This window comes from Streptomyces sp. NPDC047049 (assembly GCF_040643995.1).
Taxonomy (GTDB): Bacteria; Actinomycetota; Actinomycetes; order Streptomycetales; family Streptomycetaceae; genus Streptomyces; species Streptomyces mooreae.
This window is the reverse complement of record NZ_JBEYVM010000004.1, coordinates 562,320-577,463: the sequence shown is the minus strand read 5'-3', so window position 1 is coordinate 577,463 and position 15,144 is coordinate 562,320. Positions and strand designations below refer to the sequence as shown.

The window sequence follows — 15,144 nt, the reverse complement described above, 5'->3', positions numbered from 1 at the left end:
GGGGACGTTCGGGGGGCCTGGTGGGCGGGTGGGGCGCGTGAGGTCCGTGGGGCCGGGATGCGGAGCCGGGCGCAACGCCCAGCTGCCCTCCGCCCCCGCCCCGCGGACTCAGCCGGCCGGCACCGTAGCGGCAGCCCGGTTCTCCATGGGGCCCGACCAGGTGCGGCGCGGAGGACGGCCGACGAACTTACCGAAGAGCAGCGCCGCCGCGGTGGCCGCGAGCACACCGGGCACCATCTCGTAGATGCCCGACCGGAGCGGCCCGAGAAGCGGGTCGATCTGCTTCCACAGGACGACGGTGACCGCCCCCGTCACGATGCCGGCCATCGCCCCGGCCCGCGTCATGCGCGGCCAGTACAGCGACAGCAGGATGACCGGGCCGAAGGCGGCGCCGAAGCCCGCCCAGGCGTAGGCGACGATATCCAGTACGGCGCCCCCGCTGAGTGCGATGGCGTAGGCCACCAACGCCACGACCACGACCGTCACACGGGCCGCCAGCACCATCGACGCGTCCGAGGCCCGTCGCTTGACGAAGGCCCGGTAGAAGTCCTCGGTGAGGGCCATCGCCGAGACCAACAGCTGGCTGTCCGCGGTGGACTTGATCGCGGCGAGCACGGCGACCAGCAGGATGCCCGCGACCCACGGATTGACCAACTGGGCGCAGAGCTCGATGAAGACGGTCTCCGGGTTGTCCAGCGGCTTGTTGAGCGCGGCGATCCCGACCAGCCCCACGAGCGAGGCACCCGCCAGACAGACGACCACCCAGCCCACACCGATGCGGCGGGCCAACGGAATGTCGCGGGTGCTGCGGATGCTCATGAAGCGGGCCAGGATGTGCGGCTGGCCGAAATAGCCCAGACCCCAGGCGAGCAGGGAGATGACGGCCACCGCGCCGAGCGGCCCGCCGGACGTCCACCGGGCGCCGTCGAAGTGGGCCTTGGCTCCCATGTCCAGCAGGGACGGCGTCTTGTGGGCGAGCAGCCTGTGCGTCGCGCCGAAGCCCCCGAGCAGCCCGATACCGATCACGGGGAGCGCAACGGCCGCGCAGAACATCACCGTGGCCTGCACCGAGTGCGTCACACTCACCGCGCGGAAGCCCCCCAGGACGGTGTAGACGACGATCACCACGGCGAAGACGGTGAGCGCGAACTCGAAGCCGCCGCCGAAGATTTCCTCGAACAGCACTCCCCCGGCCAGGAGACCGCTGGCCACGTAGACGGTGAAGAACACGACGATGACGGTTGCCGAGACCAGGCGCAGCATCCTGCTGCCGTCCTCGAAGCGCTCCTCCAAGTACGCCGACAGCGTTTTGGCGTCGCCGGCCAGCTCGGTGTAGATACGCAAACGCGGCGCTACCAGAAGCCAGTTGAGATACGTACCGACGGCGAGGCCGACGGCAATCCACGAGGCGCCTATCCCGGCCGCGTACACCGCCCCGGGCAGACCGAGGAACAGCCAGCCGGACATATCGCTGGCCCCCGCGGACAGGGCCGCCAGTGGCGCACTCAACCGGCGCCCGCCCAGGGCGAAGTCGGAGAACGTCAGCGTGTCCTGGTACGTCCAGATACCCACGGTCACCATGGCAAGCAGGAATATTCCAAATACGATCATGACCGGTACGATCAGGGGTGTCACCACTGCTCCTCGGTGCAGGCACTGCCAGGTATCGCGGGCCCGGAGGGATCCCACACGGAGCTTCCGGACGGGAAGGCTCCGGCGCGAGCTGACAATACGGAGCAGTCATCGGGAGCGGCACCCCTTTGGACGGATGTCCCTTGCAATCAAAGGCCCCACAGGCCTGAAGCGGTCCGGGCGGCGGGGTCATACCCGGGCGCACTTCCCCACAGCGCACCAAACCCGTCAGGCACCCATGAACTCTGCGTTCCGGACCAACGGGGCAGCGCTTCCGCGAGGGGGCACCGACTCCATCCGGCAGCTACCGGACGGGGCTTGCCGCCCGTGAACCGAGTGCGAGTGCGCTCCTCGCGTGCGTGGAGGTGCATGCGGCGTACGCCCGGTGCCTGCGCCGTCGCGCCCCAACAGGCCCTGGCGAGGCCAGAAATGCCCTGAGCGGGCATCGCGGCCGCGAACCATACTGGTGACGCTTCGCGGCCGGCCGCCCGTCGCCCCTCCGGCCCGGCGCGGCCTGGCTTTCCTGCTCGTATGCGACGTCCCGGCCGGTCCGCAGCGGCCCTGACCTCGCCGGCCTCCATCGAGGAAAAGGAGTTCTTCCCATGCGCCGTCTTCGCTCGTTCGTCGTCGCCGCGGCCGCCCTGACCGCCGCCCTGGGGACCGTACCCACCGCGACCGCGACTCCCACGGCCTCCCCCCGCTTCCACTGCACCTCCGGATACTTCTGCATCTACAGCGACTGGAACGGCGGGGGGACCCGTTGCCAGTGGTCGCAGTCCAGCAAGGCGAACACCGCCGACGACTGCTCTTTCATCCAGCGGGGACAGAACGTCCGCTCCGTATGGAACAACACCCGGCACCGCGTGCAGTACTACACGCAGACCAACTACCACGCGCGCGTCGGGTCCACGCCCTCCGGCGCGGGAGGCAACCTCCAGGGCAGCTACCAGATCCGTTCCTTCAAGCCCCAGTAGGAGGAACCGGCACGGCACAGGAGCCGCCTTTCCCGAGGGTCACCACCCCCGGGGAAGGCGGCTCCTGTCATCTGCTCGGGGGCACGGGCTCGGCGCACACCCGGAGGCCCGGCGCATACCCGGGCCCGGGCCTGAACCCTCTGACCCCTGAGGCAAGAAGCCACGGAAAGAAAGAGCCCTCAGAATGGTTTGACGCGGCGTCGAAGTGGGTCAACTCCCCCCGCATAAGCTTTCCTTGAGGAATCGCCAAGGACTGTTATGAGAGCAAATCACGTCGCATATCCGGCAGGCCGAGCAGCAGGAAAAAGCGACCTGGACACCCCGGCTCCGAAGATCCCGGAATGAGCGCGCACCATAGCGGCACCCCCCACCCCAGCAGCCGCACATATATCCGGAATTGCGACGTTCGTACACCGAATATTTCCGGCCTAACGCCGTCAAATGGCTGGTTGCGGGTGACGGGCCTCGACCACACGATCAGATTTCCCGCGTGTCGCTCGGCCGGGTGCCGGTCACCTGACACGCCCGTCGTCGAGGAGGTCCTGTGATGAACGACCAGACGAGTCTCACCCCGGATGCGGCACGGCAACTGGCGACCACCACCAAGACCAGCCCGCAGATGCGCGGTATCACCCCGCGTTATCTGCTCCGTGCCCTGCCGTGGGTGGATGTCGAATCGGGTGTCTTCCGTGTCAACCGCCGCCGCACCTACGTGCTCGGCGACGACCGCATCAGCACCCACAACGACGGTGGTTCGCCCCGCATCATCCCGGGCGACCTGCGGGAACTTCCGTACCTGCGGGACGCCGACGACGCACTGCTCTCCGAACTGGCGGACTCCTTCACGGAAGTCACCTTCGAGGCCGGAGAAATGCTGGCCCAGGACGGTGACGCGCAGGACAAGCTGTGGGTGATCGCCCAGGGGCGTGCCGAGAAGCGGGTCAGCGGCCGCTACGGCGAGGACGCCGTCCTCGAAGTGATCGGTGACGGCCAGTTCTTCGACCTCGACGCCTGGACCCGCTCCGAACCCCTGCCGTACCGCGTCCGGGCACTCACCCCCGGCGTGGCCCTGTGCGTCGAACGCAGCGTGCTCTCCGGGCTGCACGAACGCGACGCGGCAGTACGGGGAGCGATGGATGCCTACCTCTCGGCGGACGGCGTCCTGCCCGGCGCCGAGGTACCGGTCGATCTCAGCGCCGGACACGTCGGCGAACCGGAACTCCCCATGACGTTCGTCGACTACGAAGACACCCCACGCGAGTACCACATGACCCTCGCCCAGACCGTGCTGCGCGTCCACACCCGGGTCTCCGACCTCTACAACGGGCCCATCGACCAGACGCGCGCCCAGTCCAACCTCACCGTGCACGCCCTGCGTGAGCGGCAGGAGGCCTCGCTGCTCAACCACCCGGAATTCGGCCTCTTCAACAATGTGGCCCCCGGACAGCGGGTGCAGGCGCGTACCGGCTCCCCGACCCCCGACGACCTGGACGAACTGCTGACCAGGGTCTGGAAGCAGCCCGGCTACTTCCTCGCCCACCCCAGGGCCATCGCCGCATTCGGCCGGGAATGTACGCGCCGGGGTGTGCCCCCGGTCATCGACAACCGCTTCGGCAGTCCGCTGCTGAGCTGGCGCGGGGTCCCGCTGCTCCCCTCCGACAAGGTGCGGTTCTCCGGCAGTGCCGGCGTCGGAACCACCGAGATCCTGCTGATGCGCACCGGTGAGGCGGAGCAGGGCGTGGTGGGCCTGCGTCCCGCGAAGGTCGAGGACGAGGTGGAGCCCGGCCTGTCGATGCGGAACATGGGCGTCGACCAGAAGGGCGTCACGTCGTACCTGATGACGGCGTACTTCAACACCGCGGTGCTGGTCGAGGACGCACTCGCCGTGCTCCAGAACGTCGAGGTCTCCAACTACCATGACTATTCCTGACGTTACCGGGAGCCGGTGGCCGCACACGGCTCCCCCCTCAAACCCGCCGGCCGACGACCGCACGTCCGCCGATCCGGCCGCTCCGGCGGATCCGGCCACGGCACTGACCACGGCACTGGCCACGGCGCTGGCGGCAGCGTCGGCCATGAGCACGGCCACGTCCGCGGCCACGACCGCGCCGGCGGACCCGGTCACCGCTGCGCAGGCCACCGCCGATCCGGTCGCCGCTGCTCAGACCACTACCGATCCGGTCGCCGCTGCTCCGCTCAGCACGGAACCGGCCGCCCACACCCAGTTCACCGACCGCCCCGTACATCCCACCACTACCCAGCCCTTGCAAGCAGCCGCCACCCAGCCCGTACAACCCACCGGCCTCCCCGGTCAACACGCCGCCTTCTCACCCGAGATGGCGCGCCGGGACTTCCCGATCCTGCACCGGACCGTGAACGGGCACCCCTTGGTCTGGCTGGACAACGGGGCCACCACACAGAAGCCACGCCAGGTGATCGAGACACTGGCCGGCTTCTACGGATCCGCCAACTCCAACATCCACCGTGGTGCGCACACCATGGCCCGGGACGCCACCGAGGCCTACGAAGCGGGCCGGGCGGCGGTCGCCCGGTTCCTGGGCGCGCCGTCACCGGACGACATCGTCTTCGTCCGCGGCACCACCGAGGCGATCAACCTCGTCGCCCAGAGCTGGGGACGGGCCAACCTCGGACCCGGGGACGACATCCTGGTGCCTGTACTGGAGCACCACTCGAATATCGTTCCCTGGCAGTTGGTCGCCAAGGAGACCCGTGCCCGGGTGGTGCCCGTGCCCCTGCGGCCGGACGGCCAGATCGATTTCCACGCGTACGCCGACCTGCTCTCCATGCGCACCCGGCTCGTCGCGGTCAGTCAGGCGTCGAATGTGCTCGGCACCGTCCCACCGGTGCGCGAGATGACCGCGCTCGCCCACCGCTACGGCGCCAAGGTACTGGTGGACGGGGCGCAGGCGGTCGCCCACTTCCCTGTCGATGTGCAGGACCTGGACGCCGACTTCTATGTGTTCTCCGGCCACAAGCTGTTCGCCCCGACGGGCATCGGCGCCCTGTACGCGAAGCCGGAGATCCTGCGGAACATGGCGCCGTGGCAGGGCGGCGGCAACATGATCGAATCGGTCAGCTTCGACCGCACCACCTACGCCCCCGTCCCGCACCTCCTGGAGGCCGGGACCGGGCACATCTCCGGCGTGGTCGGTCTGCTGTCCGCGCTGAACTGGCTGACCTCCTTCGACCGGGACGCCATCGCCGCCTACGAGACCTCGCTGATGGCGTACGCACAGCAGGCCCTGGCCACGGTTCCCGGCCTTGAGCTGCTGGGCTCCGCGCCCGACAGAATCGCGGTCCTGACCTTCACCCTCGCCGGCCACGACCCATCCACCATCGCCGAGTGGCTGGACCGCGACGGCATCGCCATCCGCGCCGGCCACCACTGCGCCCAACCGGCCCTGGCCCACTACGGCCTGGAGAGCGCGGCCCGCGCCTCACTCGCGCTCTACAACACATCCGAGGAGGTGGACAAGCTGGTGGCATCGCTGCACCGGTTGCAGCAGACCACCTGACCCCGCTGTCCATAGGGCGTGCCGGCCGTTTCTCCGGTCGGCACCCCCTACGGCATTGCCGGTCGGCGGCCTCCGGTCCCGGTACGCCGACCGGTACTCCGGCCGGCCGAGGTCACCGGCCGCCGGCCGCCCGCTGTGTGCGCCAGTCCCGGGCCAGGACCGACCAGATCTCCATGTCGTGACGGACGCCCCGGTACGGGTTGCTCTCCCGGAGCACCCCCTCCCGCACCATGCCGAGCCGCTTGGCGACATTGATACTCGCGGTGTTGGAAGAGGAGGCGATCCACTCCACACGGTGCATCCCGCGCTCCCCGACCGCCCAGTCGATGAGCACCCGGATCGCGCGCGTGATCAGCCCGCGCCCGACGGCCGCCTCCTCCAGCCAGCAGCCGACCTCGCAGTTGCCGGACTCGGTGTCGAACGTCCTGAAGAGGACGCCGCCGACGAGCACACGGTCCAGCCAGATTCCGTAGAGCCGGCCACTGTCGGCAGCGGCCTTGTCGGCGTAGAGCTGCAGGAGCGCCGTGGCGGACGCGAGATCGGTGGCGCGGTCCGGCAGTCCGATGGAGCGGCCGATGTACTCGCGGCCCCGGTCCATATGGGCGAGGTACTCCCCGGCATGCCACGGCTCCAGTGGCCGCAGTTCCGCGCCGTCGTCACCCAGCGATATCGCGAACATCTGCTTCTTCCCCGTCTCACTTCCGCGTCAGGCTGTTTTGTGCTCGCGTTTCCGGGCGAATCGCTGTGTGCCGTCGTCGCCCGTGCGCTGCGTCGGGAATCGTCCCACAGCGGCGTGCTCCGCCTTCCGCTGCATCCGTGTCGCCTTGGCGCGTGGCGGTCCGTAGGGCGCCCCCGGGACTGCGCGCGGGATGGCCGGCTCCCGCGCCCCGCGACGCCCGAGCCGGCCCGCCACCGCCAGGAGCCGCCCTGGCGCCTCAGATCCCGGGTGAGGCGACCCGCGTATAGGTCTGCGGTGCGCTGGTGCCTCCGGGGCTGGTGACGGTGACGGCGACCGGACCGACGGCTCCGGGCAGGGCGTCAACCACGATGTGGTGGTCGGAGACGATGGTGAACCCCGCGGGGTCGGTACCGAGGAGCACCTGGGTGGCCTGGGCGAAGCCGGTGCCGGTGAGGGTGAGGGTGACGCCCCCGGCGGTGGGCCCCTGGTTCGGGACCACGGTCGTGACGACCGGTGCCGCCAGGTAGGTGTAGGAGACCCCGTTGCTCGTTCCCCCGGCGGTGGTCACGGTGACGGCGACCGGACCGGCGGCGCCGGCCGGAACCACGGCGGTGATCTGGGTGTCCGAGACCACCGTGAAGCCCGTTGCCGCGGTCGTCCCGAAGCGCACCGCGGTGGCTTCGACGAGGTGGACACCGGTGAGCGTGACGGTGTTCCCGCCCGAGAGCGGTCCCGAGGGCGGGGCGACACCGGTGAGGACCGGGGTGCTGACGTAGAAGTAGGCACGCTGGAGGGTGCTGCTGCCGCCCGGGGTGGTCACGGTGATATCGACCGGGCCCGCGGTCGACGCGGGGACCACGGCGGAGAGCTGGGTCGGGGACAGGACCGTGAAGGAGGTCGCGGGGGTGGTGCCGAAGGTGACCGCGGTCGTTCCAGTGAGGTTGACGCCGGTGAGGGTGACGGTGTTCCCGCCGGACGTGGGCCCCTGGTTGGGGCTGACGCCGCTCAGGGCGGGCGCCACGGAGTAGGTGTAGGAGACGCCGTTGCTGGTGCCGCCGGGGGTGGTGACGGTGACCTGCACCGTGCCGGTCCCGGCAGGGGCGACGGCGGTCACGTGAGTGTCGGAGACGACGGTGAAGGAGGTTGCCGCCGTGGTACCGAACCGTACGGAGCTGGTGGTGGCCAGGCCCGTGCCGGTAAGAGTGACCGTGGTGCCCCCGGCAGCGGGGCCCGAGGACGGGGTCACGGACGTCAGGACCGGTACGGAGACCGTGGTGTAGGTGAACGGCAGACCGTTGCTCGTACCCCCCGGCCCCACCACGGTGACCTGCACCGTCCCCGACCCCGCAGGCGCCGTCGCCGTGATCTGCGTAGCGGAATTCACCACGAACGACGCCGACACCCCACCGAACCGCACCGCCGACACACCCGTAAAACCCGAACCCGTCAACGTCACCGTCGTCCCACCCGACGACGGACCCGAACCAGGAACCACCGACGTCAAAACCGGCGCGGGGGTGGCGACGTAGGAGAAGGTGACGAACTGGTTGCTGGTACCGCTGGGGGTGGTGACGGTGACCTGCACCGTGCCGGTGCCGAGCGGGGTGGTGGCGGTGATCTGGGTGTCGGAGAGGACGGTGAACGACGGCGACGGTGTGGCACCGAAGCGCACGGCGGTGGCACCGGTGAAGCCGGTGCCGGTGATGGTCACGGTGGTGCCGCCCGCGGAGGCACCCGAGGCGGGAGAGACGAAGAGGACTGCGGGTGTGGCTGCGGCCGGCGTCTGCGCGGCGGAAGCGGTTGGCGGTTCTGCTGAGCGATTCACGGCCATGGTCCTTCGAGAGCGTGAGCCCCGGCCGGCCGCTCGGGAGAAGCGCCGGGCCGAGGCTCGTCAGGTGAGCTGGGGGGGGAGCCGGGCAGGGCAGGGCGCACCCTGTCCGGACGGGGTGGTGCGGGAGCCTGGCCGGGGGCCAGGCCGTCAGCGGCTGGGGGTGCCGGTCAGATACCGGGGCCGGCCAGGTAGGTGAAGCCGCCGGCGAGGGTGGCGCTGCCACCCGTGGTGGTCACGGTGACGTCGGCGGGGCCGGGGGCTCCGTCGGGCGTGGGCGGGGTGACGACGGAAACAGTGGTGTCGCTGAGGACGGTGAACGGTGCGGGCGTGGCGCCGAAGACGACCGACTGGGTGCTGCTGAGGTTGGTGCCGGTGATGGTCACCACGGTTCCGCCGCTGGCCGGGCCGGAGTTGGGGTTCAGGGTGGCGATGGTCGGGGCGTCGACGTAGGTGTAGGACAGGCCGTTGTTGGTACCGCCCGCGGTGGTGACGCTGACGCTCACCGGCCCGGGGCCCGTGCCCGCCGGTACGGCGACGGTCAGCTGGCCGTCGTTGACCACGGTCGGGGTCGCCGTGACGCCACCGAAGCTCACCGTGGTGGCGGTGGTCAGGCCGGTGCCGTTGATGGTGACGGTGTTACCGCCCGCGGTGACGCCGGATACCGGGGAGATGCTGGACTTGAACGGTGCGCCTACGTAGAAGAACGACAGCGGGTTGCTGGTTCCGCCGGGGGTGGTCACGGTCACGGGAACCGTACCGCTGCCCGACGGGCTGATGACGGTGACCGAGGTCGGGGTGTTGGCGGTGATGGTGGCTGTCTTGGAGCCGAAGTGCACGGCGGTGGCGCCGCCGAGGTTGGTGCCGGTGATGGTGACGATCGTCCCGCCTCCGGTCGAACCCTGATTGGGAGAAATGGGCATGACGATGCTCCTTCGGTGGAGTGTGTGAGTGGGAGTGAGCAGCCGAAACCGGGCGGGTGCCTGTGCCGCCGGTGTCGGGTGGGCCGCTCGGTGTGGGTGGCCGGTACGCCGGCCGGCCGTCAGGTGCAGCCGATGACGCTGCCTGACGGAGCACAGTTGTCCGGGGTGTTGCCGCTGACGCTGGTGCCCAGCAGGGTCACGCCCCCGGAGTTGACATAGATGCCGCCGCCGGTGGAGGTGGCGGTGTTGCCGGTGACGGAGCTGGCGGTCAGCAACACGGCACCGTTGTCGTTGTAGATTCCACCCCCGGCGACGGCGGTGTTGCCGATGACGGCACTGGTGAGCAGGGAGACCGTGCCCCCCAGGTTCGAGATACCGCCCCCCGGCCAAGGGGACACGGCACTGCCTCCGTGCACGGTGACGCCCACGAGGCTCAACTGGCCTTTGGTGCCGGGCACGTTGGCGGCTCCCTGGACCTGGAGGACCCGGAAGGCCGGTGCGCTCGGGTCACGGACGATGCTGGCGCCCACTCCCAGCAGGGTGATCGACGTGGTGATGGGCGGCAGCCCCACCGGACCGGTGGGTCCGGTGGCGTGCGCGCTGGTGAGTTGGTAGGTGCAGAACGGGACCAGCGCCAGAGTGCCCCCGTCGGCCGCGTTGGCCGCCGTGATCGCGTTGACCAGCGAGGTTTCACTGCACAGCACCGGCGTCTGGGCGTGTGCCTCGTTCGGGACCGCGACCAGCCCGGCGGTCAGCGCCACGGTCAGGGCGCAGACACCGAGGATGGAGCGCAATGTACGGACAGTTCGCATGACGTCCCCAGAAAGAGGTGATGTGAGCCGCCGCACCAGCCGGTGCCGACGAACGGCACCCGCCCGGTGTCTTCACGCCTCTGCGGGGGAGGGCATCCGTCACGGTGCCGGTGCTGCACCGCCGCCTGCCCTCACATGGGTGTGCAGTCGAGGTAGGCCAGCTGCCACTCGCCCGAGAGGGTAGGCGGCCCACCGGATTGGATGGCCTCCAGTAATCCACCCGAGTGAGCACGCCTGCAACGCTCTTGACGCTCCGTCACCCGGATGGCAGAGCGCGTATCGACTGTGCCGCACAACGCCGGAGGCGGCACCTCACGTGTGACCCCGCGGCCCCTTGTCAGCGGGGCTCCGGACAGCGGAACGATGGCGCGACGACGCGGCCGGGGCAGTCGCTCATCCGGGTCCGGTTCGGCCCGGTCCGGCTCGGCCCGGCCTGATCTGCCTCGCTCGGGTCCGGCTCGCCCGGGTCGGCTCACGTCTTCTCCCCCAGCAGCCCCGCATCACGTATGGCAATCACCTCGACACCCTCCGTGCGCGGTTCGGTCCTGGCCCGGCACGTACCGGTTCGCTTGGCCGGCCGGCCCACCAGGGACGGGCCGCCGGGCCGGTACGAAGCAGCGGATTCCCGCCCGGTACCGAGCGCGTCACGCGAGGGCCACGCCGGTTCAACACCGCGGTCATGGCCGACCTCCCAGGCTGGCTATCGACGGCCCGTCCACTCAAGAGGAGGCATCATGGCGACGAACATCCGGAAGCGCATTCCCCACGTGATCGGTGCGTCTTTCCTGGCCCTGACACTCACCGGAACGGTGGGCGCTATCACCGCGATGAGCAGTGAAGCGCCGCAGACAGCGAAGGCCTGGACCCCGACCAGCACCGAACAAACCACAGGAGCCACCACCACCGGCGCCACCATCGGCGGAGCCGTGGGCGGCACCACAGGAGCCACCACCACCGGCGCCACCATCGGCGGCGGCGTGGGCGGCACGACCGGCGCCACGACCACCGGCGCGACCATCGGCGGCGGCGTGGGCGGCACGACCGGCGCCACCACCACCGGCGCCACCATCGGCGGCGGCCTGGGTGGCACGACCGGCGCCACCACCACGGGCGCCACCATCGGCGGCGTTGTGGGCGGCACCACAGGAGCCACCACCACCGGCGCCACCATCGGCGGCGTTGTGGGCGGCACCACAGGAGCCACCACCACCGGCGCCACCATCGGCGGCGGCGGAGGCGTGCTCTGCAAGGTCCGTATCGTCCAGGGCAGGGTCGTCCTGCTCCCGGTGGGCTGCAGGCTCGGCGGCGGCACGACCGGTGCCACGACGACCGGCGCGACCATCGGCGGCGGCGTGGGCGGCACGACCGGTGCCACGACCACCGGCGCGACCATCGGCGGCGGCGTGGGCGGCACGACCGGTGCCACGACCACCGGCGCGACCATCGGCGGCGGCGTGGGCGGCACCACCGGTGCCACGACCACCGGCGCCACCATCGGCGGCGGCGTGGGCGGCACCACCGGTGCCACGACCACCGGCGCCACCATCGGCGGCGGCGTGGGCGGCACCACCGGCGCCACGACCACCGGCGCCACCATCGGCGGCGGCGTGGGCGGCACCACCGGTGCCACCAGCACCGGCGCCACCATCGGCTGAGACGAGCCACGCGCTGCGCGGAGCTCTCGGCGGCGGGGACGGCCTGATGCCCGCAGCGGGCACCTCGGACGAGGTCCCGCTCAGGGCCCCTCCAGAGGGGGCGCGGGCGACGGTCTCCTCCGCCGGCGAGGCGGGTTGGTAGCCATTCCTCCCCAGACCGTCCGAGTCCCCCGTCGGGACGGTGGTACCGACGGGGGCGCGGTCCGGCCCGCTGCTTTACCGTGCACCACGGCACGAGCTCATCCCGCATCGCCGCGTCTGGGGGCGGCGAGGCGACCCCCCTTGTCTCCGGCTCCCCCGGCGAACGGGTCCACCCGCACCGGGGGACCGTGGGAACCGGACGCCTCCCCAGCAACCGAAAGCAACCGCGGACCGCATCCCCCACCGCCACGAATTCACCCTGGACCCCGCTCGTTCGCGCGGGTGACAGGATGCGGGCATGACATCGCAACTTCCCTTCGGAGACGGATTACGGGCCGAGCTGGGGACACCCGTGCGGCACCGCAGGCTGGACAGCAGCCCGCGCTCGCGCGTCTGGCGGGTCGAGCTGAACGGGATACCGGCAGTCGTCAAACAGATCGTCGGCGCCCCCGACGCCGCTCAGCGGTATGCACGCGAGATGACGGCCCTGCGGCTCGCCTCCCGGGCCGAACCGGCCCTCGTACCGGACCTGCTGGGCACCGACGACGAGGAACGCGTGCTGGTTCTGGAACACCTCGAGCCCCGCCGGCCGTCCCGTGCATGGATCGTCGACTACACCACCGCACTCGCCCGGCTGCACGCCACCGGCACCCCCGAGGACACCGGACTCCTGCCGGCCTGGTCCGGCCCGGCGCAGGACGACATCAGCGCCTTCCTCCACCTCGCCGAGGCACTTCATGTGTCCGTGCCGTCCGGCGCGCCCGCCGAACTCGACGCACTCGTGGACCGGCTCGGCCGGGCACCGGGGCACGCCCTGCTCCACGGCGACCCGTGCCCCGGAAATGACCTGCACACCGCACAGGGCGTCCGGTTCATCGACTTCGAACAGGCCACCTTCGGCAACGGAATCGTGGAACTCGCCTACCTGCACATCGGCTTTCCCACCTGCTGGTGCTCCACCGCGGCAGCCGCGCCGCTCCTGGACCGCGCCGAGCGTGCCTACCGCACCGCATGGACCACCGCGACCGGCACCGCGCCCCACGGAGATCTGACCGACGCCTGTGCCGGCTGGCTGCTGCGCGGCGACGCCCTGGTGCAGCGGGCCCACCGCGGCGCGGTCGACCACCTGGCCCGCATCCCGCACCGCGACTGGAAATGGGGCACCGCCACAGCCCGGCAGCGACTGGCCCACCGCCTCGGCGTCGTCGCGGGGATGACGGCCGAGCGGGCCGACCTGCGCGGTCTGCACCGGCTCTGCTCGGACCTGCGCCGGCGCATGCTGGAGCGGTGGCCGACGCTCAAGCCGCTGCCGGCGCTGCGCCCGTAGAGCGGCCCACCCGGACCGGCCCACCCGGACCGGCCCGTCCGCTCAGGCCCGGCCGGCAGATCAGCCGAGGTGAGATCCCGTCTTCTCCAGGGCCTCGCGTACGGGCTGGTAGAAGGACTCGCCGCCCAGCAGGCAGTTGCCCCGGCCGCCCGAGGTCAGACCCAGCGCGGTGTCCCCGTCGAAGAGCGCGCCGCCGCTGTCGCCGGACTCCGCACAGATGCCGGCCTGGACCAGATCGTCGACCGGCCCTTCCTGGTAGTTGGCCGTCACCTCGACGGCGGTGACGTCCCCGGTCCGGACGTGCGTGCTGCTGCCGCTGCGCCGCACCCGCTCGCCCACAATGGCGTCGCCCACCTTGCCGATCGGCTGCAGGGTGCCGTTGTAGAGGTCCACCCCGCTGGGGTGGGCGATACCGGCGTCGGTGTACTTCGCGATCCCGAAGTCGTCACCGGGGAAGGAGCCGCTCTCCGTCACCGCGGTCTCCGGACCTCCTTGCGAGGCGGACCAGTTGCGCACCGCATTGGCGCAGTGGCCGGCGGTCAGGAAGTACGGCCGGCCGTCCCGGATGACGTTGAAGCCGAGCGAGCAGCGCGCGCCGTTGCCCCAGACGGCGTTGCCGCCGGCGATCAGCGGGCGGAGCGTGCCCGCCGACTGTCTGAGGACGACCCGGTCGCCGAGCGAAGCGGTGACCTTTTTGAGCCGCACCAGGCGGTCGCCCTTGACCGTACGGTCGGCGACGACGACCACCTGGTTGGTCCTGGGATCCATCGCCCATGACGTCCCGGGGATGGTGGCCTTCTGCTTGAGGGTCGCACGAGCCGCATTCAGCGAGGTGAGGGAGTGCTTGACGATCTTGGCTTCGGCGCCGGCGCCACGGACCTTGGCCACGGCGGCCGTGGTGGTCACATTCACGATGAGCTTGTTGCGCGGCGCGTCGTAGTAGAAGCCCGCCGCGCTGGTTCCGAGGGCGGAGCTGATGGTCCTGGCACGCTGAGCGGCAGCGGTCGCTGACGGGGGCTCAGGGGTCGTGGCAGGGGCGGCCTGGGCGCACTGCAGGGTGAGTGCGGCGGCGATCAGGACCACGGCCCCCGCACTGCCGAGGACGGTACGGGACTCAGGTGCGCTGGTGTGCTTCAACTCAAGACCTCTGGTGTGGGAGTGGGGACTGCGGTGGATATCCGGGCCCGCCGGAGGCAGGCGTTTCCCTCCCCCTCGACCCAGCCGTGTCCGCGCCGCCCGGCCCTTCGCGCAAACCTTTCCCGCACCCGGGCGGCGACGCATCAGTTCGCTCCTCTGTCGCGGTACCGCTGTTACCGAGCACCCTGCGCACCGGAATGCGTTGCCTCGTCATATGGCCCTGCCTTGAGGATGACCGGCGCCCAGGCAGCCGGTGTGCATGGCACGGCGGAATGCCGTCATTCTTTCCCGCGGGCGCTTCGTGCTCCACCCGCCCGGCCACGGGTCCGCAGGAATCACCTGTACGGCCGGGGCGCAGCCAAGGGACGGCACGTGGGCCACCGCCGGATACGGGCATCGCCGCGAGCGGGACTTACGGCGTACCAGGGGTATGCCCCTGGGCCGTATGAGTGAAATCGGGTCACCTCCCTAGGCACGGGCGTGGAGCGGATGGGTCAATC

The 15,144-nt window shown here is 70.8% G+C and carries 11 protein-coding genes; 5 read left to right on the top strand and 6 right to left on the bottom strand.

The window, feature by feature from the left end; translation table 11 throughout:
* Positions 1-108: 108 nt before the first annotated feature.
* A complete protein-coding gene (gene putP / locus ABZ851_RS14025; protein ID WP_361126010.1) occupies positions 109-1,611 on the bottom strand; it encodes a sodium/proline symporter PutP in 1,503 nt (500 codons plus the stop codon).
* Between the two features lie 623 nt (positions 1,612-2,234).
* Here putP and ABZ851_RS14020 point away from each other — a divergent pair.
* From ABZ851_RS14020 to ABZ851_RS14010, 3 genes are all read left to right on the top strand, one after another.
* On the top strand, positions 2,235-2,606 hold the full coding sequence (locus tag ABZ851_RS14020) for a peptidase inhibitor family I36 protein (RefSeq protein ID WP_361126007.1): 372 nt from the start codon (positions 2,235-2,237) through the stop codon (positions 2,604-2,606).
* 547 nt (positions 2,607-3,153) lie between these two features.
* Positions 3,154-4,536 carry a family 2B encapsulin nanocompartment shell protein gene (locus ABZ851_RS14015; RefSeq protein WP_361126004.1) on the top strand — a complete coding sequence of 461 codons (1,383 nt, stop codon included), beginning with the start codon at positions 3,154-3,156 and terminating at the stop codon, positions 4,534-4,536.
* On the top strand, positions 4,523-6,142 hold the full coding sequence (locus tag ABZ851_RS14010; RefSeq protein WP_361126001.1) for a SufS family cysteine desulfurase: 1,620 nt from the start codon (positions 4,523-4,525) through the stop codon (positions 6,140-6,142). Before ABZ851_RS14015 ends, ABZ851_RS14010 begins: the two co-directional genes overlap by 14 nt.
* A gap of 112 nt (positions 6,143-6,254) precedes the next feature.
* Here the strand turns inward: ABZ851_RS14010 and ABZ851_RS14005 are convergent, their stop codons facing one another.
* The 4 genes from ABZ851_RS14005 to ABZ851_RS13990 all read right to left on the bottom strand — a co-directional run bounded on the left by ABZ851_RS14005 (position 6,255) and on the right by ABZ851_RS13990 (position 10,384).
* Complete coding sequence (locus ABZ851_RS14005) at positions 6,255-6,821, bottom strand: GNAT family protein (RefSeq protein WP_311623661.1); 567 nt, start codon at positions 6,819-6,821, stop codon at positions 6,255-6,257.
* A 256-nt stretch (positions 6,822-7,077) separates the two neighbouring features.
* Positions 7,078-8,652 (bottom strand): IPT/TIG domain-containing protein, encoded by a 1,575-nt coding sequence (locus ABZ851_RS14000; protein ID WP_361125997.1) that lies wholly within the window; start codon positions 8,650-8,652, stop codon positions 7,078-7,080.
* 167 nt (positions 8,653-8,819) lie between these two features.
* Positions 8,820-9,572 (bottom strand): IPT/TIG domain-containing protein, encoded by a 753-nt coding sequence (locus ABZ851_RS13995; protein WP_361125994.1) that lies wholly within the window; start codon positions 9,570-9,572, stop codon positions 8,820-8,822.
* Between the two features lie 119 nt (positions 9,573-9,691).
* Complete coding sequence (locus tag ABZ851_RS13990; RefSeq protein ID WP_361125991.1) at positions 9,692-10,384, bottom strand: hypothetical protein; 693 nt, start codon at positions 10,382-10,384, stop codon at positions 9,692-9,694.
* 734 nt (positions 10,385-11,118) lie between these two features.
* Between ABZ851_RS13990 and ABZ851_RS13985 the strand changes: the two genes are divergently transcribed.
* The gene (locus tag ABZ851_RS13985) at positions 11,119-12,039 is read left to right on the top strand and encodes a hypothetical protein (RefSeq protein ID WP_361125988.1); all 921 of its coding nucleotides are present in this window, start codon (positions 11,119-11,121) and stop codon (positions 12,037-12,039) included.
* Positions 12,040-12,478: 439 nt separating this feature from the next.
* A complete protein-coding gene (locus tag ABZ851_RS13980; RefSeq protein WP_361125985.1) occupies positions 12,479-13,507 on the top strand; it encodes an aminoglycoside phosphotransferase family protein in 1,029 nt (342 codons plus the stop codon).
* Positions 13,508-13,567: 60 nt separating this feature from the next.
* On the opposite strand, the gene ABZ851_RS13975 is transcribed toward ABZ851_RS13980, so the two are convergent.
* Entirely contained in the window at positions 13,568-14,644 is a 1,077-nt protein-coding gene (locus ABZ851_RS13975; protein WP_361125982.1) for a S1 family peptidase, read from the bottom strand.
* Positions 14,645-15,144 lie beyond the last annotated feature (500 nt).